General features: G+C 69.1%; 17 protein-coding genes. 10 read left to right on the top strand and 7 right to left on the bottom strand.

All coding sequences use genetic code 11. The features are described from left to right. Positions 1 to 136 precede the first annotated feature (136 nt). The 3 genes from COC42_RS04655 to COC42_RS04645 all read left to right on the top strand — a co-directional run bounded on the left by COC42_RS04655 (position 137) and on the right by COC42_RS04645 (position 3956). Positions 137 to 1534: an alpha-L-fucosidase gene (locus tag COC42_RS04655; protein ID WP_096342055.1), complete on the top strand. Its 1398-nt coding sequence runs from the start codon at positions 137 to 139 to the stop codon at positions 1532 to 1534. Between the two features lie 126 nt (positions 1535 to 1660). Then, on the top strand, positions 1661 to 3214 hold the full coding sequence (locus COC42_RS04650) for an alpha-L-fucosidase (protein ID WP_096343098.1): 1554 nt from the start codon (positions 1661 to 1663) through the stop codon (positions 3212 to 3214). Between the two features lie 205 nt (positions 3215 to 3419). After that, complete coding sequence (locus COC42_RS04645) at positions 3420 to 3956, top strand: c-type cytochrome (RefSeq protein ID WP_245843842.1); 537 nt, start codon at positions 3420 to 3422, stop codon at positions 3954 to 3956. Here the strand turns inward: COC42_RS04645 and COC42_RS04640 are convergent. Genes COC42_RS04640 through COC42_RS04610 form a run of 7 tightly spaced genes read right to left on the bottom strand, consistent with a single transcriptional unit; the run spans position 3943 to position 10430 of the window. Continuing rightward, positions 3943 to 4245 carry a hypothetical protein gene (locus COC42_RS04640; RefSeq protein WP_245843841.1) on the bottom strand — a complete coding sequence of 101 codons (303 nt, stop codon included), beginning with the start codon at positions 4243 to 4245 and terminating at the stop codon, positions 3943 to 3945. The genes COC42_RS04645 and COC42_RS04640 overlap by 14 nt on opposite strands. Continuing rightward, positions 4242 to 4727, bottom strand: coding sequence for a TspO/MBR family protein (locus COC42_RS04635; protein WP_096342054.1), 486 nt, complete (start codon positions 4725 to 4727; stop codon positions 4242 to 4244). The genes COC42_RS04640 and COC42_RS04635 overlap by 4 nt, the downstream gene beginning before the upstream one ends. Further along, on the bottom strand, positions 4724 to 5890 hold the full coding sequence (locus COC42_RS04630) for a geranylgeranyl diphosphate reductase (RefSeq protein ID WP_096342053.1): 1167 nt from the start codon (positions 5888 to 5890) through the stop codon (positions 4724 to 4726). Before COC42_RS04630 ends, COC42_RS04635 begins: the two co-directional genes overlap by 4 nt. After that, entirely contained in the window at positions 5887 to 7158 is a 1272-nt protein-coding gene (locus COC42_RS04625) for a BCD family MFS transporter (protein WP_096342052.1), read from the bottom strand. Before COC42_RS04625 ends, COC42_RS04630 begins: the two co-directional genes overlap by 4 nt. Then, positions 7158 to 8054 carry a chlorophyll synthase ChlG gene (chlG, locus tag COC42_RS04620; protein ID WP_096342051.1) on the bottom strand — a complete coding sequence of 299 codons (897 nt, stop codon included), beginning with the start codon at positions 8052 to 8054 and terminating at the stop codon, positions 7158 to 7160. Before chlG ends, COC42_RS04625 begins: the two co-directional genes overlap by 1 nt. A gap of 48 nt (positions 8055 to 8102) precedes the next feature. Further along, complete coding sequence (ppsR, locus tag COC42_RS04615; RefSeq protein ID WP_176484555.1) at positions 8103 to 9533, bottom strand: transcriptional regulator PpsR; 1431 nt, start codon at positions 9531 to 9533, stop codon at positions 8103 to 8105. A 30-nt stretch (positions 9534 to 9563) separates the two neighbouring features. After that, positions 9564 to 10430, bottom strand: a complete 867-nt coding sequence (locus COC42_RS04610; protein WP_096342050.1) for a cobalamin B12-binding domain-containing protein — start codon at positions 10428 to 10430, stop codon at positions 9564 to 9566. Positions 10431 to 10655: 225 nt separating this feature from the next. Here COC42_RS04610 and bchF point away from each other — a divergent pair, with 225 nt between their 5' ends. From bchF to COC42_RS04575, 7 genes are read left to right on the top strand one after another with little or no spacing between them, the layout of a single operon-like run. Continuing rightward, complete coding sequence (gene bchF, locus COC42_RS04605) at positions 10656 to 11174, top strand: 2-vinyl bacteriochlorophyllide hydratase (protein WP_096342049.1); 519 nt, start codon at positions 10656 to 10658, stop codon at positions 11172 to 11174. Further along, positions 11171 to 12454 (top strand): ferredoxin:protochlorophyllide reductase (ATP-dependent) subunit N, encoded by a 1284-nt coding sequence (locus COC42_RS04600; protein ID WP_096342048.1) that lies wholly within the window; start codon positions 11171 to 11173, stop codon positions 12452 to 12454. The genes bchF and COC42_RS04600 overlap by 4 nt, the downstream gene beginning before the upstream one ends. Then, positions 12454 to 13986: a ferredoxin:protochlorophyllide reductase (ATP-dependent) subunit B gene (gene bchB, locus COC42_RS04595; protein WP_096342047.1), complete on the top strand. Its 1533-nt coding sequence runs from the start codon at positions 12454 to 12456 to the stop codon at positions 13984 to 13986. Before COC42_RS04600 ends, bchB begins: the two co-directional genes overlap by 1 nt. Beyond that, on the top strand, positions 13976 to 17506 hold the full coding sequence (locus COC42_RS04590) for a magnesium chelatase subunit H (RefSeq protein WP_096342046.1): 3531 nt from the start codon (positions 13976 to 13978) through the stop codon (positions 17504 to 17506). The genes bchB and COC42_RS04590 overlap by 11 nt, the downstream gene beginning before the upstream one ends. Positions 17507 to 17516: 10 nt before the next feature. Then, positions 17517 to 18407 (top strand): ferredoxin:protochlorophyllide reductase (ATP-dependent) iron-sulfur ATP-binding protein, encoded by an 891-nt coding sequence (gene bchL, locus COC42_RS04585; protein WP_096343094.1) that lies wholly within the window; start codon positions 17517 to 17519, stop codon positions 18405 to 18407. After that, the gene (bchM, locus tag COC42_RS04580; protein WP_425442808.1) at positions 18404 to 19102 is read left to right on the top strand and encodes a magnesium protoporphyrin IX methyltransferase; all 699 of its coding nucleotides are present in this window, start codon (positions 18404 to 18406) and stop codon (positions 19100 to 19102) included. The genes bchL and bchM overlap by 4 nt, the downstream gene beginning before the upstream one ends. Beyond that, the gene (locus COC42_RS04575) at positions 19099 to 20520 is read left to right on the top strand and encodes a BCD family MFS transporter (protein WP_096342044.1); all 1422 of its coding nucleotides are present in this window, start codon (positions 19099 to 19101) and stop codon (positions 20518 to 20520) included. The genes bchM and COC42_RS04575 overlap by 4 nt, the downstream gene beginning before the upstream one ends. Positions 20521 to 20525 lie beyond the last annotated feature (5 nt).

The raw sequence follows: 20525 nt of genomic DNA, 5'->3' as shown, positions 1-20525 counted from the left end.
GCAACCGCCGCCTGTTTCTCAACGATATGACGAGTAAGGTGAGCTAATCCCAAACTTGAAAACAAACTTGTTTATATGCAACCAAGGGCGCTGACACGGCGATGCACTCGTCGGTGGATGAGGAGAGTTGATGGCCATGGCGTCCCGATTCACGGCGGACAGGCGTGTCCAGGCGCGGCGCGTGTTTTGCCGCCGCCTGCTATCGCTCGGCGCGGCTGCGGCGCTGGCGATCCCCGCAACGCCCGAAGCTCAGGTGCAGACAGACGAGCAGCGTTCCGCCGCCAAGTTGGCGAACGCCGATCCGACGCTGGCGCCAGACCTGCTGCTGCCCGATCGCGACATGGCGTGGTGGCGCGATGCCAAGTTCGGCGTCTTCATCCACTGGGGCCTCTATGCCATTCCGGCCAAGGGCGAATGGCACATGTTCAACGACAAGGTGCCGGCGGCCGAATACGCCAAGCTCGCCGGGCAGTTCGATCCGCAGCATTACGACCCGGATGCTTGGGCCCGCATCGCCAGCGACGCGGGCGCGCGCTACATGGTGATGACCGCGCGGCACCATGACGGCTTTTCGCTGTTCGACAGCCCGGCGAGCTATGGCCAGTATGACTCGATGCACGCCGCCGCGAAGCGCGACCTGATTGCGCCGTTCGTAAAGGCAGTGCGCGGCGCCGGCCTTCGCGTCGGGCTCTATTACTCGCCCCTCGACTGGCGCTTTCCGGCCTATTTCCGCCCGCGCGAACTGCCCGACAATGCGCGCCTTCTGAAGCAGCAGACCTATGGCCAGGTCGAGGAGCTGATGCGCGGCTATGGCCCGCTCGACATCCTCTGGTACGATGGCGGTTGGCTGGCGCACCAGGGTACCGACGCCGATGCCGCGTGGTTCTGGGAACCCGACAAGCTCAACCGCATGGTGCGTCGCTACCAGCCGAAGATCGTCATCAACCCGCGATCGGGCTGGAAGGGCGACTTCGACACGGCCGAGGGGCCGGGGCCGATCACCGGCCCCATCCGCGCGCGGCCTTGGGAGAAGACCTTCTCGATCAGCCGCACGGCCTGGGGCTACACGCGCGACGACAATGTGATGAGCGCCGACGAGGTCATCAGGCTGATCGTCGATGCGGTGATCCGCAACGGCAACGTCCTCGCCAATATGAGCCCCGACCCCGATGGCGTGGTACCGCCGAAGCAGGTCGAGACGCTGCGCGGCGTGGGCAAGTGGCTCAAGGCGCACGGCCGCGCGGTCTATGGCACCCGGCCGGGACCGTTGCAGCCGGTTGACGGCGTCTATGGCACGACTCAGGCGGGCAATAGCGTCTTCGTGCATGTCCTGAGCTGGCAGGGCGACACGCTGACGCTGCCGCTCGCCGGGCCGGTGGCGGCGGTGCGAAACCTGTCGGGTAATGCCGTCGAGTGGAAGCGGGTGGCCGGCGGGCTGAGGCTTTCGGTGCCGGCAAGCGCGCGGGAGGCGCCGGTGACGGTGCTGGAAATCCGTCGCGGGGTTGATCGTGGCTCGCTGGCGGCGACGCCTTGACAGGGTTCGTGACCGTAGTCAGAACTACAAGCGCGAAAAGGATTTCATATACGAAAGCAACAGGCGGCTTGAGGCAATCAATCAAGCTGCATTGGCGATCGGCAAGGCAAAGCGATGGGGATGGGGATGACGGGGTTCAGCAAGCGCGAGGTTCTGTTCGGAACGTTGCTAGCGGCATCGGCGCGACCGGCGCGCGCCCGTGTGGGCGAAAGTACTTCGCTCGCCGGGCTCATGCCCCAGGCGGCGCCGGGCCGCTTCGACGCGAGCATTGCGTCGCTCGAGACCTATCAGACGCCTGACTGGTTCCGCGACGCCAAGTTCGGCATCTGGTCGCACTGGGGGCCTCAGGCGGTGCCGGGGCAAGGCGACTGGTACGCCCGCAACCTCTACATCCCCGGTCACCCCCATTACGACCATCACGTCAAGACCTACGGCCACCCTTCGGCGTTCGGCTACAAGGACATCATCCCGCTGTGGAAGGCGGAGCGCTTCGATCCTGAGGCGCTGATGGCGCGCTATGCCGCGGCGGGGGCGAAGTACTTCGTGTCGATGGGCGTCCACCACGACAATTTCGACCTGTGGAACTCGAAGCATCACCGCTGGAACGCCGCCCAGATGGGGCCGAAGCGCGACATCGTCGGCGCGTGGCAGGCGGCGGCGAAGCGGCACGGCCTCCGCTTCGGTGTGTCCGAGCATCTGGGGGCCAGCTATTGCTGGTGGTATCCGAACCACCAGTTCGATCAGTTCTGGACGTCAGGCAAAATGGGCGTCGATTACGACGGCGCCGATCCCAAATTTGTTGATCTCTACCACGACAACCGCACCGAGCCATATCGCGGCAACGGCCAGACCTGGTACACGACCAACCCGAAGTTCCAGCGCCACTGGTTCGATCGGATCACCGACCTCATCGACAATTATCAGCCGGACCTCCTTTATTCGGACGGCGGCATTCCGTTCGGCGAGGTCGGCCGGGCGATGGTGGCGCACCTTTACAACCGCAAGGCCGGCCGCGGAGGCCGGACCGAGGCGGTCTACGCGCACAAGTCAATGTCGGGCGAGTTCCTCCCCAAGGCCGCCGTGCAGGATGTCGAGCGCGGCGTGCTCGAGGGGATCAATCCGCTGCCGTGGCAGACCGACACCTCGAATGGCGACTGGTTCTACAACCGCAACGACAAGTTCAAGACGACGCGGGAGGTGCTCAGCATGCTCGCCGATATCGTCGCCAAGAACGGCAATCTGCTGCTCAACATCGTCCAGCATCCAGACGGCAGCCTGTCGCCGCAATCAGAGGAATTGCTGACGGGCCTCACCGCGTGGATGAAGGTCAATGCCGAGGCGATCCACGGCACCCGGCCCTGGCGCCTCTATGGCGAGGGGCCGACCGTCGCCAAGGCGGGCCACTTTGCCGAATCGGGCAACTATACTGCCGATGACGTGCGCTTCACGACCAAGGGCGGGGCGCTCTACGCGATCCTGCTGGGCTGGCCGCAGGGCGAGAGCGCGATCAAGGCGCTCGGCAGCCAGGCGCTGCCCGGCGCGCGGATCGAGCGGATCGACCTGCTTGGCGGGCCGAAGCTTCGCTTCGCCCAAGGCGCGGATGCGCTGCGACTGGCGCTGCCGGCGGGCGATCCGACGGTCCTTCCCGTGCTGCGTATCCGGGGTCGCGGCTTTTCCTGACCGAGAGCGGCTCGGTTCGCCGAAATGCCGCCCAACTCCCGTGTAGACTCGGATCGTTTCGCACGCGAAGATGTTAACACAGGTTGACGCGCGGAGACGTGTCATTCTGGCGGCGACTGTGGCCCTGTCACGGTTCGCCAGCGACGCATGTACGCGCCGCCGAGTAAACCGTGATGGAGAGGGCGAGATGATGCAGTCAGTATCGATGACTCGTTTGACGAAATGGACGGTCGGGGCGGCGCTGTTGGCGCTGACGGCGGCCGGTTGTTCGCAGGCGCCGGAAAGCTCCGGTTCGGGCGGGAGCACCGAAACGGCGGCCGCCAATACCGGTGCGGCGGCGGATACGGCGGCTGCACCCGCCGCGGCACCTTCGGCGGCGGCTTCGGCGCCGGCGGCCGACAATACCGAGACTACTGACGGCACTACGCTCGCCAGCTTCACCGGCGACGCGGCCAAGGGCAAGACCGCGTTCGCGACTTGTTCGACATGCCATGCGGTCGAAGAGGGCGTGAACAAGATCGGCCCATCGCTGCACGCCATCATCGGCCGTGCGGCAGGCACCGTTGCGGGCTATAGCTACACGCCGGCCAACAAGAACAGCGGCATCACCTGGACCGAGGAGAAGCTGTTCCAGTACCTCCAGAACCCCCAGCGCGTCGTGCCCGGTACCAAGATGGCGTTCGCGGGCTGGTCCGACGCGCAGAAACGCGCCGACGTCATCGCCTATCTCAAGACGATCTGACCGGGCGGGCCGGGCGGCGCGCGTCGCCCGGCCCTCTACCCATCAAGTCGAGCAGATGGACCGGGAGCGACGCCGCCAGCGGCAGCGCGACCCACGGCCATGCCGCCCCGACGAGCGCCGCCCGCAGCCCCAGCAGCATCAGCGCGCCCGGCAAGAGGCGCAGGGCCGCACGCCGGGGCGACCAGCCGAAGCGCGTGACCAGTAGCGCATATTCGCCGGCGATGACCGCCAGCACGAGGTCGGCAGCGTGGCCGCTCTCGAACCACCACGTCATCGCCGCGTCGGTCATCCGAACGGCCCGTTAAGGCGTACGATCGTCATGTTGAGATAGCCGGCGAACGTCACCCACAACAGGTAGGGGACCAGCATCACCGCCCCCGTCATCGTCCGCCGCCACAACAGGATCACCAGCGCCGCGACCGACAACCACAGGCCCAGCACCTCGATCACTGCCCAGTCAGGTCGCTGGAGGCGGAAGAACAAGACGCTCCAGAGGATGTTGAGGAAGCCGTTGAGCGCGAACAACCCGAACAGCCATTCGCGCTCCGCCTTGGTCACGGCCGCGAGCCAGCCGCGCACCCCGGCGAGCGCGGTCAGCGCGTAGATGAGCGTCCAGGCGACGCCGTAAGCCGCATCTGGCGGCGCCCAGCGCGGCTTTTCGAGCGCGCGGTACCACGGCCCGATCTCGGTCATCGTCGCGCCCATGAACGCGACCACCGCCGCCAGCAGCAGCGCGACCGCGACCGGCAGCGTCCAGGGCCGCGCAGTCATGCGGTCTGCACCAGGTGGCGCATGTCCTTCATGAAGATGCGCAGATAGGCGAGGGGGGCGGCATAGACGATGCGCTTGTTCATATAGGCGGGCCAGATCAGCCGCTGGACGTCGCGATCGTCGCACATCGCGACGAAGCGCTCGCGCCGACGATCGTCGCGGTACCAGAAATGCTGCATCACCCCCAGTATCCAGAAGACGCGGCCATGCGCGCGCATGAAGCGGGTGCGCGCTCCGGCAAGCGCGCGGGCGTCGCCGGTCGCGAGCAGCGCGGCCATCGCGCCCGCTGCCTCACGCCCGCTGGCCATGGCGTAATAGATGCCCTCGCCCGAAGCGGGTGCGACGACGCCTGCGGCATCACCGATCAGGAGCGTGTCGCGGCCATTGTCCCAGCGCTTGCGCGGCTTCAAGGGGATCGGCGCGCCCTCGCGCCGGACGACGGGGGCCGCCGCCAGCCCGCTCTCGGCGCGTAGCCGATCGACCGCGGCGCGCAGCGCGAAGCCCTTGCGCGCGCTGCCGACGCCGACGCTGACCGTGTCGCCATGCGGGAACACCCAGCCATAGAAGTCGGGCGACAGCGCGCCTTGATAGAAGACGTCGCAGCGGGTTCGGTCGAAGCCCGGCGGCGTCTCGACGATCTCGTGATAGGCGAATACCTGCGGCGGCGGAGCGACGCCCGGCATTGCCGACGCGGCGACGCGCGAGCGCGCGCCGTCGGCCCCGATGACGGCGCGGGTCGGCAGGCGGCGTTCGGTGCCCTCGGCATCGCGATAGACTACCACCGCCCATCCGGCATCGTCGCGCTCGATCCGCTCGAAGCTGCCGGTACGGCGTTCTGCACCCGCCCCGGCGGCGCGGGTGCGCAGCCACTCGTCGAAGGGTCCGCGATCGACCATTCCGACGAAGCCGTCGCCGCCACGATCGACCGCCATGTCGACGGCGGCGGCACTGGGTGCAACCATCCGCGCCGCGACCGCACGGCCGACGAGCAGCCGGTCGGGAATGGCGAAGTCGGCGATCAGCCGTGGCGGGATCGCGCCGCCGCACGGCTTGATCCGGCCCCCGCGGTCGAGAAGCATGACGCGCGCGCCGGTCGCTGCCAGGTCGGCGGCCGCGGTCGCGCCTGCCGGCCCGCCGCCCACGACGACGCAATCGGCGATCATGCCGGCGCTGCCTTGTGCATGGGGGCTGAGACGGGGTGCCAGGCGAGCAGTGCGGCCGCCGCGAACAGCGCTGCCTCGACGGCAAAGACCGCGGCAAAAGCATCGGCGCTCGATCCGGTCGCGGCGCGCAGCAGGTCGACACCGCCCGCGCCCAGCAGGCCGCCGAGCGCAAAGGCGATCGCCTGTGCCGCGCCCCAGACGCCCATCCGCACCCCCTCGCTCCCCGCGCCGCCGGCGCTCGCCAGGGACATCATCGCCCCGATCGCGGCTACGGCGAAGATGCCGTTGGCGATACCCAGCAGTGCGACGTTGGCGACGAGCGGCCAACCGGGCCCGGCCTGTGCCCCCAGGGCGAGCGCCACCATTGCCAGCGTGGAAGCAGCGCAGCCCCCGGTGATCCAGCGGCGGAGACCCGCCCCGCCCTGAAGGCTGCCGCCGATCCCGGCACCGATCATGCCGATCAGAACGCCGCCATGCTGCACCCCCGTCAGCGAGGTCGACTGCCCCGCGCTCATGCCGAAGCGGAGGCCGGCAAAGGGTTCGAGGATCAGGTCCTGCATCGAATAGGCGAGCATCGACACGAAGACGAAGGCGGTGAAGCGCCGCGCGGCCGGATCGTCGCCGATCGCGCGCAGTGCGGCGGCGAGGGGCGGGGGGGCGGTTTCGGGTGGCACCGCCGCGCCCTCGATCCGCCAGGTCGCGATGATGCTGAGCGCCACCGCGCCCATCGCGACCCAGGCAGCGATGCGCAGCAGCCGGGCGGGGCTGAATGGATCGATGAGGGCGCCGACCACGCCCGCGGTGACGGCGATGCCGAGGATCATCATGATCCACGCGATCGCCGCAGCGGCGGGACGCTGCGCCGGCGTCGCGCCCGCCGCGAGCAGCGCCAGCGTCGTCGTGCCCGCCGCCCCCACGCCGGTGCCGATCAGCGTGAAGGCGAGCAACGCGATGCAAAGGCCGGTCCAGCCCCCGGCTGCGATCAGCGGCAGTGCCGCGACCGCCGTCAGCGTGCCCGCGGCGAGCACCGCCATGCCGCCGACGATCCACGGCGCGCGCCTTCTCGCCCGGTCCGACCCATGCCCCCAGGCGGGACGCGACAGCTGCACCGAATAATGCCAGGCGACGAGCCCGGCGGGGAGCGCCGCGGGCAGCGCATATTCGACGATCATGACGCGGTTGAGGAGCGACGTCGCGAGCACCGCGAGCGCGCCGATCGCGCTCTGGACCAGGCCGAGGCGCAAGAGGCCGGGCCAGCCGAGCGGCATCACGCGCCGAGCCCGAACGCGGCGGCAAGCATGCCGAGGACGTAGAGCGTCGTGCCCGTCGCATTGTACCACGGCGCATGGCGACGTGGATCGGCGAGCAGCCGGCGCATCAGCACGAGCTGCCCAGCCAGCACCAAAGCCACCGCCGCGGCGGCGACCGGATGCTCCCAGCGGAGGAGCAGCGAGACGACGACCAGCTGCGGCAGCGCCATCACCGCACATGCGATTCGCGCCGCCCGGTCCAGCCCGAGCACGACCGGCAGCGAGCGCAGGCCGGTCAGCCGGTCGCCCTCCACGGCCTTGAAATCGTTGAGCGTCATGATGCCGTGCGCGCCGACGCTGTAGAGGATTAGTACCATGAGCACCGGCGCCGGCGGCAGCGTGCCGAGCATCACCGCGGCGCCGGTGAACCAGGTCAGCCCCTCATAGGTGAGCGCGACGACGGCAGGTCCCCACAGGCCGCTCGCCTTCAGGCGAAAGGGCGGCGCGCTATAGGCCCAGGCACAGGCGAGGCCGAGCAGCGTCGCGACGAACACCCACGGCTCGGTCGCCGCCGCGACGACCGCCGACAGCGCGGTGCCGATGATCGCGATGAAGAGCCCCCACCGCCCGGCGATCCGGCCTGAGGGGATCGGTCGCTCGGGCTGGTTGATGGCATCGACACGGCGGTCGAACCAGTCATTGACCGCCTGGCTCGTGCCGCAGACCAGCGGACCGGTCAGCAGCACGCCCGCGATCAGGAAGCCCCAGCGATCGGCGATCGGCACGCCCGAGGAGACGACACCGCACATGAACGCCCAGATCGGCGGGAACCAGGTGATTGGCTTGAGCAACTCGACCACGTCGCGCGGCGCGGGAAAGGGGACGGGGACGGTCGTGGTCGTCGATCGTGCCATGCATCGAGGCTATGCCTGACGCGAGGCGGCGTCAAATCGAATTGACAGTTAATCGTCACTCGAGACGAGGTTGCCAAGGCCGTGGCGGTGGAGCTTCGAGTAAAGGCTCTGGCGGCTGACGCCAAGAATCTCAGCTGCGGAAGCGCGATTGTCGGCGGTGTAGGCGAGCGCCGCCTCGATACACAGCCGCTCGATCAGGTCGGTCGACTCGCGCACAATGTCCTTGAGCGACATGCGCCCGACGAGACCCGTGAGCTGCTCGACCGAACGCGGCAGGTCGCGCGGGATCGCCGGCGCATCGCGCAGTCGCCGCCCGACCGAACGCAGCGTGAAGCCGAAACACTCGCCTGATGGCCCCGGCGCGAGCACCGCCGACACCTCGATCGCTTCCTCGCCCCCCGCCGACCCGCGCAGGATCGTCGCGACGTTGCGCACCTGGCCATGCTCGCGAAGCTGGGCGACCATCAGCTCGAGGTCGATCCCCGGCCGCCCCAGCCAGTGGCCCAGTCGTGCGCCGACGACGCGCTCGGCTGAAGGCGCCTCGGCCAGATCGACGAACGCAGCATTGGCGGTCAGAATTTCGAGATTGCGATCGATCAGCACAAAGGCGTCGGGCATCCGCTCGACTACGTCGCTCAGCGTGCCATCGTGGCGGTGGCGATCGGCGGGCGCGGCGTCGGCGATGCGCACGAGCAGCAGCGGCGCGCGCGCCTGACGGAAGGGGCGGGCCGACACGGTCGCGTTGCCGCGGTCACCGGCGAGGTCGAGCGAGAGCGCCGGCACGTCGTCGGCGGCCTCGACCGCGCCGAGATACGCGACCAGTGAGTCGCGCGCGACGGGCGCCGCGAGTATGTGGATCGGTTCGCCCACCAGCGCGCCCTCGGCGACGCCGAGCAGGCGATGCGCGGCGGGATTGGCCTCTCGGATGCGCCGCGTGCCGGCATCGACGATCAGCACGGGTTCCGAGGCGGTCTCGAACAACAGGCGATAGCGCGTCTCGGCCTGGCGCAAGCGGATATAGTCACGCTCGAGCGACTGTTGCGCCTGAAGCAGCCGCTGCTGCATCTGTGCGGCGCCGCGCATGTCACGACCGATCGCAACGAGTCGGCCGTCACTGCCGAGCGCCATGACGAGGTATCGGATCGGCACGTCGCCGCCCGCCGCCGGATGGTTGACCTGTCGCCAGCGCGCAGTGCTGCCGGGGACGGCGGCGTCGGCGATCATCTCGGCCACCTTGGTCCGGCTTTCTGGTGTGACCGTCTCGGCCCAGGCCTCACCGACCCAGGCGTCGAGACCGTGATGCGACAGCTCGCCGTTGGAGACTGCGACATCGAGGATGCGTCCCTCGCCCGACAGGATCAGCGCGACGTCGCCGACCGCGGCGAGCAGCCCGGCCGCAACCCCCGCGTCGAGCGCGGCGGGCACGGCATCGGTCCGTGTGAACGCACTGTGCCGGGCGGGAGCGATCTGCTTGTTCACGGGTGGGCACCGGGCTCCGGGAAACGAGGTTCAATCGGCGTCGGCGACCTCCCCGGCACGTGCGCGGACCAGGTGGGTCGCCACCGAAAGGGCGAGCCTGGCGTCGCGCGCGGTGCCGTCGGCGCCGACACTCGTGGCAAGCGACGGATCCTCGACAAAGACCCGCCCGCCGACCATCACGCTGACTTTCGGATTGCGCGAAACGGTCCTCAGGTCGGCGATAAGCGGCGGAAGCGCGGCGATATGGCAGTCGCAGCTGATCGTCAATCCGATCAGATCGAAGCGGTGCATCCGCACACGCTCCTGAAGCCCGGCCGCAGCTTCGCCGATCCAGCGGTCGGTTGACCAACCGTTGCGCCGGAACAACTCGTCAACGATGACCGCACCGAAGCTGTGCTGGTCGCCGGGCATCGCGGCGAACAGCGCCTTGGGACGCGGCGCCGCACGAAGCGTCGGCGGCGCGCCGTCGCAGATCTCGTGCACAACCTCCTGCAGCCGCCAAAGGCCCATCGTCACCTCGACGAAGTCGCAGCGATCGGCCTCCCACCATTCGCCGAGCAGCCGCGCGGTGGGCGCGAGCAGGTCGATGAGCACGCTGTCGATCGAGATGCCGCGCGTCATCAGCCCCTGGACGTGCGCGAGCAGGACGTCGGCCTCGACCTCCAGAGTCATCGGCGCCAGCGCGGCGATGTCGCGCGCGTCGATCTCGTGAGCGGTGCCGGGCGCGACGGCGGGCGTCGCGGCGTGGTGCGCGACCATCAGGCGGGGGATGATCTCGCCCTCGATCAATGCGGACAGCGCGACCGGAGACCGCTCGCCAGCAATGGAGCGAAAGCCAACAGGACGCGGCCGGGGCCGTCGTCCATCCTCCTCCTTCATCGGCGCGAGTGTCGCCATTACCAGTTCTCCGCCTGGCCGTTTTCGCCGTGGAACGACTGGCAGGATCGCCATGTTTGGAGTGCCCCGCGACACTTAACCTATGCCTGATTCGGGGGACTGGCAATCGACTCTCGTTGCTGCGCCGCAATGAAGTGTCTTGTTGGCTTTACGTCAAGAAAGGTTGACACTCTCCCTTACACTGCCGTAGCTTCGGGCCTGCCTCAGAATAAAGGAACGGGCGAAATGCGGCGGGCGGAGAGCCAGGGATCGGACCGCGTTGGGCAGGGATCGCCGATCCCGCTCTACACACCCGATCAGCGCCGGCGCCGCGACGCTACATGCTGGACGCTGGTGCAGGGGGTGCTCGCGCCGCTGCAGTTCCTGATCTTCCTGGTCAGCCTGGTGCTGGTGCTGCGCTATCTCGCGACCGGGGAGGGCGCGCTGGCCGCGACGGTATCGATCGTCGTCAAGACGATGGCGCTCTACGCGATCATGGTCACCGGCTCGATCTGGGAAAAGGTTGTGTTCGGCAAGTGGCTGTTTGCGGGTCCCTTCTTCTGGGAGGACGTGTTTAGCATGGTCGTGATCGCGCTGCACACCGCCTATCTGGCGGCGCTGGTGGCGGGGATCGGGACCGAGCGGGAACGGATGCTGCTGGCGCTCGCTGCCTATGCCACCTACGCCATTAATGCGGGTCAGTTCCTGCTCAAGCTGCGGGCGGCGCGACGCGAGGGCGCACCGGCGCTGGCGGTGGCGGGATGAGCCCGCCACCCCTCGCGTCGGCACCGATCGCGTTGCCGGGCTGCGCTGATGCGCCCGTCCTTCGCGAACGCGGCCAGCGCGAGGTGTTCTGCGGGCTAACCGGCATCGTATGGCTGCATCGCAAGATCCAGGACGCCTTCTTCCTGGTCGTCGGGTCGCGCACCTGCGCGCATTTGCTCCAGTCGGCCGCGGGCGTGATGATCTTCGCCGAGCCGCGCTTCGGCACTGCGATCATCGAGGAGCGCGACCTCGCCGGCATGGCCGACTGCAACGAGGAGCTCGATCGCGTCGTCGATCGGCTGCTCGAACGGCGGCCGGAGATCAAGCTCCTGTTCCTAGTCGGCTCCTGCCCCTCGGAAGTCATCAAGCTCGATCTGTCGCGCGCCGCGCAGCGGCTCTCGGTCAAGCACGCCGGCACGACCAAGATCCTCAACTATTCGGGCTCGGGGATCGAGACGACCTTTGCCGAGGGCGAGGACGCCTGTCTCGCCGCGCTGGTGCCCGATCTGCCCGCGACCGAGACGGCGAACCTGCTGATCGTCGGCGCACTGCCGGACATCGTCGAGGACCAGTTCCGCCGCCTGTTCACCGAGCTCGGCATCGAGGCGGTCGATTGCCTGCCCGCGCGCCGGGCCGGGGAGATGCCGGCGATGGGGCCGAATACGCGCTACCTGCTCGCCCAGCCGTTCCTCGGCGAGACGGCGCGAGCGCTGGAGGATCGCGGCGCGACGCGGATCGATGCGCTGTTCCCGTTCGGGGCGGAGGGGACGACCGCCTGGCTACACGCCGCCGCGACCGCCTTCGGCATCGACGAACTGCACTTCCGCCGCACGGTCGCGGCCCCGCGCGAGCGCGCCAAGCGAGCGCTGGAACCCCTGCGTGAGCGGCTCTACGGCAAGTCTGTCTTCTTCCTCCCCGACTCGCAGCTCGAGGTGCCGCTGGCGCGGTTCCTCGCGACCGAGCTCGGCATGATCCCGGTCGAAGTGGGCACGCCCTATCTCCACCGCCGCCATCTGGCGCGTGAGCTCGCGCTGCTGCCCAGCGGCACCGTCATCAGCGAGGGGCAGGACGTCGACCGCCAACTCGACCGCGTGCGTGCGGCCAAGCCCGACCTCACCGTCTGCGGCCTTGGCCTCGCCAACCCGCTGGAGGGGGAGGGGCTGGCGACGAAATGGGCGATCGAGCTCGTCTTCTCGCCCATCCACGGCTTTGAGCAGGCGGGCGACCTTGCCGAACTCTTCGCGCGGCCGCTGCGGCGCCGCGACGTGCTGAGGCTCTGATGCAACTGGCGGTCTGGACATATGAGGGGCCACCCCATGTCGGCGCAATGCGCGTCGCCACCGCGATGGAAGGCGTCCACTACGTCCTACATGCGCCGCAGGGCGACACCTATGCCGACCTCCTGTTCACGATGATCGAACGCCGGGCGAAGCGTCCGCCCGTCACCTATACGACCTTCCAGGCGCGCGACCTGGGCAAGGACACTGCGCACCTGTTCCAGACCGCAGCGCGTGAGGCGTATGAGCGGTTCTGGCCACAAGCGATGCTGGTCGGCGCGTCCTGCACTGCCGAGCTGATCCAGGACGACCCGGCTGGCCTGGCCGAGGCGATGCGGCTGCCGTGCCCGGTGATCGCGCTCGAACTGCCGAGCTACCAGCGGCGCGAGAGCTGGGGCGCGAGCGAGACCTTCTACCAGCTCGTCCGCGCGCTCGCCGACCGCGAGGCGCGACCGGCCCCGCGCGAGGGCCGCCGTCCGCGCGCCAACCTGCTGGGCCCCACGGCGCTCGGCTTTCGCCACCGCGACGACGTGATCGAGGTGACGCGGCTGCTCGATGCGATGGGCATCGACGTTGCGCTGGTCGCGCCGCTGGGGGCGAGTCCCGCCGACCTCGCCGCGATTGGCACGGCCGATTTCAACATCTGCCTCTATCCCGAGACCGCCGACACGACGTGTCGCTGGCTGGAGCGGACCTTCGAGCAGAAGACGGTGCGGACCGTGCCGATCGGTCATGGCGCGACGCTGGACTTCGTCGCCGAAGTCGCCGCCGCCGCGGGGCTGGCCGAAGTGTCGGCGCTGCCGCAATCGAACCTGCCCTGGTGGAGCAGGTCGGTCGACTCGACCTACCTCACGGGCAAGCGCGTGTTCGTCTTCGGCGACGCCACCCACGCGATCGCCGCCGCCCGTGTCGCGCGCGACGAGCTGGGGTTCGAGGTCGTCGGCCTCGGCTGCTACAATCGCGAATTCGCTCGCGATCTGCGCGACGCGGCGAAGCTCTACGGCGTCGAGCCGCTCGTCACCGACGACTATCTCGCGGTCGAGCAGGCGATCCAGGCGGCACAGCCCGAACTGGTGCTCGGCACGCAGATGGAGCGGCACATCGCCAAGCGGCTGCGCATCCCCTGCGCGGTCATCTCCGCGCCCGTCCATGTCCAGGACTTCCCCGCGCGATACTCGCCGCAAATGGGGTTCGAGGGAGCGAACGTGCTCTTCGACACCTGGGTCCACCCGCTCGTCATGGGGCTGGAGGAGCATTTGCTCACCATGTTCCGCGACGATTTCGAGTTTTCGGACGCCCACGGCGCCAGTCATCTTGGACATGCTCACCTCGGCCACGCCGCCCCCACGACGGCAGTGGCCGAGGTGTCCGAAGCCGAGGGCTGGACGCCCGAAGCCGAGCGCGAGCTGATGAAGATCCCGTTCTTCGTCCGCGGCAAGGCGCGGCGGAATACCGAGGCGTTTGCCGCCGATCGGGGAGTCGCCACGATCACCCTCGACACGCTTTATGAAGCGAAGGCGCATTATGCCCGCTGACGCCGCCCCGCTACGCGTCGTCATCGTGACGCTCGACAATCACCTGGCCGGGGCGGTCGAGCGGGCGGGGGCGCGGTTCGCGGCGGAAGGGGCCGGGATCAGCATCGGCTTTCACGCCGCGTCGGACTGGGACCATCATGCGGGCTCGCTCGACCGCTGCATCGCTGACATCGGGCGCGCCGACATCGTCATCGCGACGATGCTGTTCCTCGACGACCATATCCGTGCGGTCCTGCCCGCGCTCGAGGCACGGCGCGAGGAGTGCGCGGCGATGCTCGGCCTCATGTCGGGGGCGGAAGTCGTCAGGCTCACGCGCCTCGGTGCCTATCGCATGGACAAGCCGGCGAAGGGCCCGCTCGCGCTGCTCAAGCGGCTGCGCGGGTCGTCCAAGGGCGGCGGGTCATCGGGCGCGGTGCAGATGAAGATGCTGCGCCGCCTGCCGCGGATGCTTCGCTTCATTCCCGGCACCGCGCAGGATGTACGGGCCTACTTCCTGACGCTCCAATACTGGCTGGCGGGCAGCGACGACAATGTCGTCTCGATGGTCCGCGCGCTGGCGCATCGCTATGCCGGGCACGCGACAAAGGCCGAGGCGCCGCGCGACTATCCCGATGTTGGCGTCTACCACCCGATGCTGCCGGGCGGGATGAGTGATCGCGCCGTCGATCTGCCGCGCGCGGAGGGAGCGCGCGGGACGGTCGGCCTGCTACTGCTGCGCTCCTACCTCCTCGCCCACGATACCGGCCATTATGACGGCGTGATCGCCGCGATCGAGGCGCAGGGCCTTGCCGTCGTGCCCGTCTTCGCCAGCGGCCTCGATTCGCGCCCGGCGATCGATGCCTTCTTCGTGGGCGAGGATGGCCGGCCGAGCGTCGATGCGATCGTGTCGCTGACCGGCTTCAGCCTGGTCGGCGGCCCCGCCTATAACGATACCGAGGCGGCGGAGGCGGCACTTGCCGCGCTCGACGTGCCCTATGTCGCCGCGCACCCGATCGAGTTCCAGTCGATCCAGCAATGGGGCGCGAGCCGCCAGGGCCTGCTGCCGATCGAGGCGACGATGATGGTCGCCATTCCCGAGCTTGACGGCGCGATCCTGCCGAGCGTGTTCGGCGGGCGCGCTGATGCTTCGGGCGCGTGCACCGGCTGCGCGCGCGGCTGCGCCTTCGAGGGCGCGGGCCTACGCCGTGAGATGCAGGCCTGCCCCGAGCGGGCCGGGGCATTGGCAGGCAAGGTCGCGAAAATCGTGGCGCTCAAGCGGTCCGAGCGGGCCGCGCGCAAGCTGGCGGTCGTGCTGTTCAACTTCCCGCCCAATGCCGGTGCGACGGGCACCGCCGCGCACTTGGCCGTTTGGGAATCGCTGCATGCGACGCTCGTCCGGCTGGCGCGTGAGGGCTATGATGTCGAGCTGCCCGCCGACGTCGATACGCTGCGCGATGCCGTCCTGAAGGGCAATGCCGCGCGCTACGGCGCCGACGCCAATGTCCACGCGCGCATCGCCGCCGACGATCATGTTCGCCGCGAGCCGCATCTCGCCGCGATCGAGGCGCAATGGGGACCGGCGCCCGGTCGTCAGCAAAGCGATGGCGGCTCGATCCACATCCTGGGTGCGCAGTTCGGCAAGGTGTTCGTCGGCGTCCAGCCCGCCTTCGGATACGAGGGCGACCCGATGCGCCTGCTGTTCGAGGGCCGCTTCACGCCGACCCACGCGTTCAGCGCCTTCTATCGCTGGCTGCGCGAGGATTTCGCCGCCGACGCCGTCCTCCATTTCGGAACCCATGGCGCGCTCGAGTTTATGCCGGGCAAGCAGGTCGGGCTGTCGGGCGACTGCTGGCCCGAGCGGCTGCTCGGCGATCTGCCCAACTATTATCTGTACGCCACGAACAATCCGTCAGAGGCGTTGATTGCCAAGCGGCGGTCGGGTGCGACGCTGGTCAGCTATCTGACGCCGCCGCTCGCGCAGGCGGGGCTCTACAAGGGATTGTCGGAGCTGAAGGCGCTGGTCGAGCGCTGGCGCTCGTCACCCGACGCGGGCGAGCGCGCGAAGTTGGAGCCGATGATCGCCGGCGCGGCGGCAGCACTCGACCTGGATGGCAGCGATGCCGGCGGGCTGGCGGGCCGCCTCTACGAGATCGAGCGCGAGCTGATCCCGCATGGCCTCCACGTGCTCGGCCGACCGATGACCGAGGCGCAGCGCGCCGAGATGCTGGCGGCCGGCGTCACGCTTCCCGAAACCAACGGCGAACTCGACGGGCTGGTCCATGCGCTCGACGCCGGCTTCGTCCGCCCCGCGCCTGGCGGCGACGTGCTGCGCAACCCGGCGGTGCTGCCGACCGGGCGCAACATTCACGGCTTCGACCCTTTTCGCATCCCCGGTGCCTTCGCGTGCCAAGAGGGCCGCGATCAGGCCGATCACCTGATCGCGCGTCACACCGCCACCGCAGCCTTCCCCGAAACGCTGGCGATGGTGCTGTGGGGCACCGACAACCTCAAGTCGGAGGGCGTTCAGATCGCCCAGGCGCTGGCGCTGATCGGCGCGCGCCCTCGCTTCGACGGCTATGGCCGACTTTCGGGTGCCGAGCTGATCCCGCTTGCCGAGCTTGGCCGACCGCGCATCGACGTGATCGTCACGCTGTCGGGCATCTTCCGCGACCTGCTGCCACTCCAGACGCGGATGATCGCCGAGGCCGCGTTCCTCGCCGCGACCGCCGACGAGCCGCTTGAGGCCAATTTCGTCCGCAAACACAGCCTTGCCCATGCCGAGCGCCATGGCTGCGACCTCGAAACCGCGGCGCTTCGCGTCTTCTCGAACGCTGAGGGCTCCTATGGCGCCAACGTCAACCTGCTGATCGACGACGGCGCCTGGACCGACCCCGACGAGATCGCCGAAGTGTTCGAGCGGCAGAAGGGCTATGCCTATGGCCGCAGCGGCAAGCCGGCGCGCCAGCACGAGCTTCTAAAGACCGCGCTGGCCGGTGTCGATGCGGCGTACCAGAATCTCGATTCGGTCGAACTCGGCGTCACCGACATCGACCATTATGTCGATGCGCTGGGCGGCATCAGCCGCTCGATTGCGCGCGCAAAGGGGGCGGCCGCGCCGGTCTACATCCTCGATGCGACGCAAGGCGCGGCAAAGGTCCGCACGCTCGCTGAGCAGGTCGATCTCGAAACCCGCACGCGGATGCTCAATCCCGCCTGGTACGAGGCGATGCTGAGCCACGGGTTCGAGGGCGTCCGAAATATCGAGGCGCACGTCACCAACACAATGGGCTGGTCGGCGACGACCGAGGGGGTCAGCCCCTGGGTCTATCAGCGGATCAGCGAGACCTTCGTCCTCGACCCCGCGATGCGCGAACGGCTGGCCGGGCTGAATGCCAAGGCCGCGGCGCGTGTCGCCAACCGGCTGATCGAGGCAAGCGAGCGGCAGTTCTGGACCCCCGATGCGGCGACCCTCGCCGCGCTCCAGGCGGCAAGCGACGAGTTCGAGGATGCCCTCGAAGGCGTCACCGCGGCGGCGGCATGAGGAGCAACTGATGGCCCTATTCGATCCCCCCGGCGGCCGCGGCGACGGCGATGGCTCGGTCCAGGTCGCGCTCGATCCGCGCGACAGGATCGGCACGGCCAAGGTCTTCGCCGTCTATGGCAAGGGCGGCATTGGCAAGTCGACGACCTCGTCGAACCTGTCGGCGGCCTTCTCGATGCTCGGCAAGCGCGTGCTCCAGATCGGCTGCGATCCCAAGCACGACAGCACCTTCACGCTCACCAAGAAGCTGATGCCGACCGTCATCGACGTGCTCGAGACGGTCGAGTTTCACAGCGAGGAGTTGCGGCCCGAAGACTATATGTTCGAGGGGTTCAACGGCGTGATGTGCGTCGAGGCGGGCGGCCCGCCCGCGGGCACGGGCTGCGGCGGCTATGTCGTCGGCCAGACGGTCAAGCTCCTCAAGCAGCATCACCTGCTCGAGGATACCGACGTCGTGATCTTCGACGTGCTGGGCGACGTGGTGTGCGGCGGGTTCGCCGCGCCGCTGCAACATGCCGAGCGCGCGGTGGTGGTCGCCGCCAACGACTTCGACAGCATCTTCGCGATGAACCGCATCGTCGCCGCGATCGGGGCCAAGGCGAAGAATTACGACGTGCGGATGGCGGGGGTGATCGCCAACCGCTCGGCCGCGACCGACGAGATCGACCGCTTCAACGCGGCGACGGGGCTCAAGCGGCTCGCGCATTTCCCCGACCTCGACGCGATCCGCCGCAGCCGCCTCAAGAAATGTACGCTGTTCGAGATGGACCAGACGCCCGAGGTCGAGGCGGCGTGCAACGAGTACAAGCGCTTGGCCGCGCAGATGTGGGCCGGGTGCGAGCCGCTCGCTGCCAAAGCGATGAAGGATCGCGACATCTTCGAGTTCCTGGGATTCGAATGATGGGGCACGCGGCTTCCCCCACAAGGTACGCCGACCGGCGCCAGCGGCTCGAGACCTATTTCGATCGCACCGCGGCCAAGGCGTGGGAAGCGCTGACCTCCGACGCGCCCGTTAGCGGCATCCGTGCGACCGTCCGGGCAGGGCGCGACCGGATGCGCGGCACATTGCTCGGCTGGCTGCCCGCCGACCTGCGCGGTGCCCGCCTGCTCGACGCGGGCTGCGGTACCGGGGCGCTGGCGGTCGAGGCGGCGCGGCGCGGGGCCGAGGTGGTGGCGATCGACGTGGCCGGCAGCCTGCTCAAGGTCGCCCGCGACCGCGCGCCGACGGACCTGACGATCGACTGGCGCGTCGGCGACATGCTCGACCCGCGCCTCGGCAGCTTCGATCATGTCGTCGCGATGGATTCGCTGATCCACTATGACGCGTTCGACATCGTCGAGGTGGTGAAGGCGCTGGCGGAGCGGACGCGCGGCAGCGTCGCCTTCACCTTCGCGCCCTCGACCCCGGCGCTGCGCGCGATGCATTCGGTGGGCAAGCTATTCCCCCGCAGCGACCGCGCGCCCGCGATCGAGCCGGTGGCCGAGCGGCTGCTGCGCACGCTGATCGCCGGCGCAATGCCCGCCGCGCGGATCGGCCGCGACGCGCGCGTGGGCGGCGGCTTCTACATCAGCCATGCGGTGGAAGTGCTGCCGTGAGCCGCCTCGCCACCCTTCGTGACGGCTACTTCTGGGCGCGGCTCGGCACGCGCTTCCTACCCTTTGCCGATGCGGCGACGGCGGAGCTGCCGCTCGGGCGGCTGCTGCGCCTGTCGCTGTTCCAGATTTCGGTCGGCATGGCGGCGGTGCTGCTGACGGGCACGCTCAACCGGGTGATGATCGTCGAGCTTGGCATGTCGGCAAGTTTCGTTGCGATCATGGTGTCGCTGCCGCTCGTGTTCGCGCCGCTCCGCGCGCTGATCGGTTTCCGGTCGGACACGCATCGGTCGGTGCTGGGCTGGCGGCGGGTGCCCTATATCTGGTTCGGGACGCTGCTCCAGTTCGGCGGCCTTGCGCTGCTCCCGTTCGCGATCCTCGTGATGACGGGCACGGGGCAGGGGTCGGCGGCGGTGGGGCATCTGGGCGCGGCCGCGGCGTTCCTGCTGGTCGGCGCGGGCATGCACACGACGCAGACCGCGGGCCTCGCGCTCGCCACCGACCTTGCCGACGAAGCCTCGCGGCCGCGCGTCGTGGCGCTCCTCTATGTGAGCCTGCTCGGCGGCATGCTTGTCAGCGCGATCGTCATCGGCCGCGTGCTCGCCGATTTCAGCCCGACGCGGCTGGTGCAGGTGGTGCAGGGCGCGGCGGCACTGACGATGGTCCTCAACATCATCGCGCTGTGGAAGCAGGAAACGCGCAACCGCACCCGCCGTTCGGCAGGCGACGCAAAGCCGGCCTTCGGTCCCGCCTGGAATCGCTTCATCGCGGCGCCGCGCACGCGCCGGCTGCTCGTCGCGGTCGGCCTCGGCGCGGCGGCGTTCAGCATGCAGGACGTGCTGCTCGAGCCCTATGGCGGCCAGATACTGCGCCTGTCCGTCGGCGCGACGACCTCGTTGACCGCGTTGTGGGCGGCGGGGATGCTCGCCGGCTTCGCCTATGCGGCTCGGGCGCTGGCGGGCGGGGCCGATCCGCACCGCATCGCCGGGTTCGGCGCGGTGGCGGGGATCGGCGCGTTCCTGGCCATCCTCTTTGCCGGACCGCTCGAAAGGCCGGTGTTGCTTGCGATCGGGGCGGCGTTCATCGGGGCGGGGTCGGGGCTGTTTTCGGTCGGCACGCTGACCGCCGCGATGGCGCTCGACGATGGCGGCCATCGCGGCCTATCGCTCGGCGCGTGGGGCGCGGTGCAGGCGAGCGCTTCGGGCGGCGCGATCGCGATCGGCGCGCTGATGCGCGATTGGGTGTCCGATGCCGCCGTCGCCAACCGGCTGGGCGCGACGCTCGCCGGGCCGGGCACCGGCTATGCCGCGGTCTATCTCGCCGAGATCCTGCTTCTCCTCGCCACCCTCGTCGCGCTCGGGCCGCTGGTCCACGGCGGCGCGCCCCGCGCTCGCTTCGGCCTCAGCGAATTCCCGATCTGAAAGGA

The sequence above is a fragment of the Sphingomonas spermidinifaciens genome (assembly GCF_002351485.1).
GTDB classification, from domain to species: Bacteria; Pseudomonadota; Alphaproteobacteria; order Sphingomonadales; family Sphingomonadaceae; genus Sphingomonas; species Sphingomonas spermidinifaciens.
This window is presented reverse-complemented; position numbering and strand designations above follow the sequence as displayed.

Bases quoted from the DNA above. Each gene is read 5' to 3' on its own strand.
- COC42_RS04655 (WP_096342055.1), top strand. From the start codon at position 137: ATGGCGTCCCGATTCACGGCGGACAGGCGTGTCCAGGCGCGGCGCGTG.
- COC42_RS04650 (WP_096343098.1), top strand. From the start codon at position 1,661: ATGACGGGGTTCAGCAAGCGCGAGGTTCTGTTCGGAACGTTGCTAGCG.
- COC42_RS04645 (WP_245843842.1), top strand. From the start codon at position 3,420: ATGACTCGTTTGACGAAATGGACGGTCGGGGCGGCGCTGTTGGCGCTG.
- COC42_RS04640 (WP_245843841.1), bottom strand. From the start codon at position 4,245: ATGACCGACGCGGCGATGACGTGGTGGTTCGAGAGCGGCCACGCTGCC.
- COC42_RS04635 (WP_096342054.1), bottom strand. From the start codon at position 4,727: ATGACTGCGCGGCCCTGGACGCTGCCGGTCGCGGTCGCGCTGCTGCTG.
- COC42_RS04630 (WP_096342053.1), bottom strand. From the start codon at position 5,890: ATGATCGCCGATTGCGTCGTCGTGGGCGGCGGGCCGGCAGGCGCGACC.
- COC42_RS04625 (WP_096342052.1), bottom strand. From the start codon at position 7,158: ATGCCGCTCGGCTGGCCCGGCCTCTTGCGCCTCGGCCTGGTCCAGAGC.
- chlG (WP_096342051.1), bottom strand. From the start codon at position 8,054: ATGGCACGATCGACGACCACGACCGTCCCCGTCCCCTTTCCCGCGCCG.
- COC42_RS04610 (WP_096342050.1), bottom strand. From the start codon at position 10,430: ATGGCGACACTCGCGCCGATGAAGGAGGAGGATGGACGACGGCCCCGG.
- bchF (WP_096342049.1), top strand. From the start codon at position 10,656: ATGCGGCGGGCGGAGAGCCAGGGATCGGACCGCGTTGGGCAGGGATCG.
- COC42_RS04600 (WP_096342048.1), top strand. From the start codon at position 11,171: ATGAGCCCGCCACCCCTCGCGTCGGCACCGATCGCGTTGCCGGGCTGC.
- bchB (WP_096342047.1), top strand. From the start codon at position 12,454: ATGCAACTGGCGGTCTGGACATATGAGGGGCCACCCCATGTCGGCGCA.
- COC42_RS04590 (WP_096342046.1), top strand. From the start codon at position 13,976: ATGCCCGCTGACGCCGCCCCGCTACGCGTCGTCATCGTGACGCTCGAC.
- bchL (WP_096343094.1), top strand. From the start codon at position 17,517: ATGGCCCTATTCGATCCCCCCGGCGGCCGCGGCGACGGCGATGGCTCG.
- bchM (WP_425442808.1), top strand. From the start codon at position 18,404: ATGATGGGGCACGCGGCTTCCCCCACAAGGTACGCCGACCGGCGCCAG.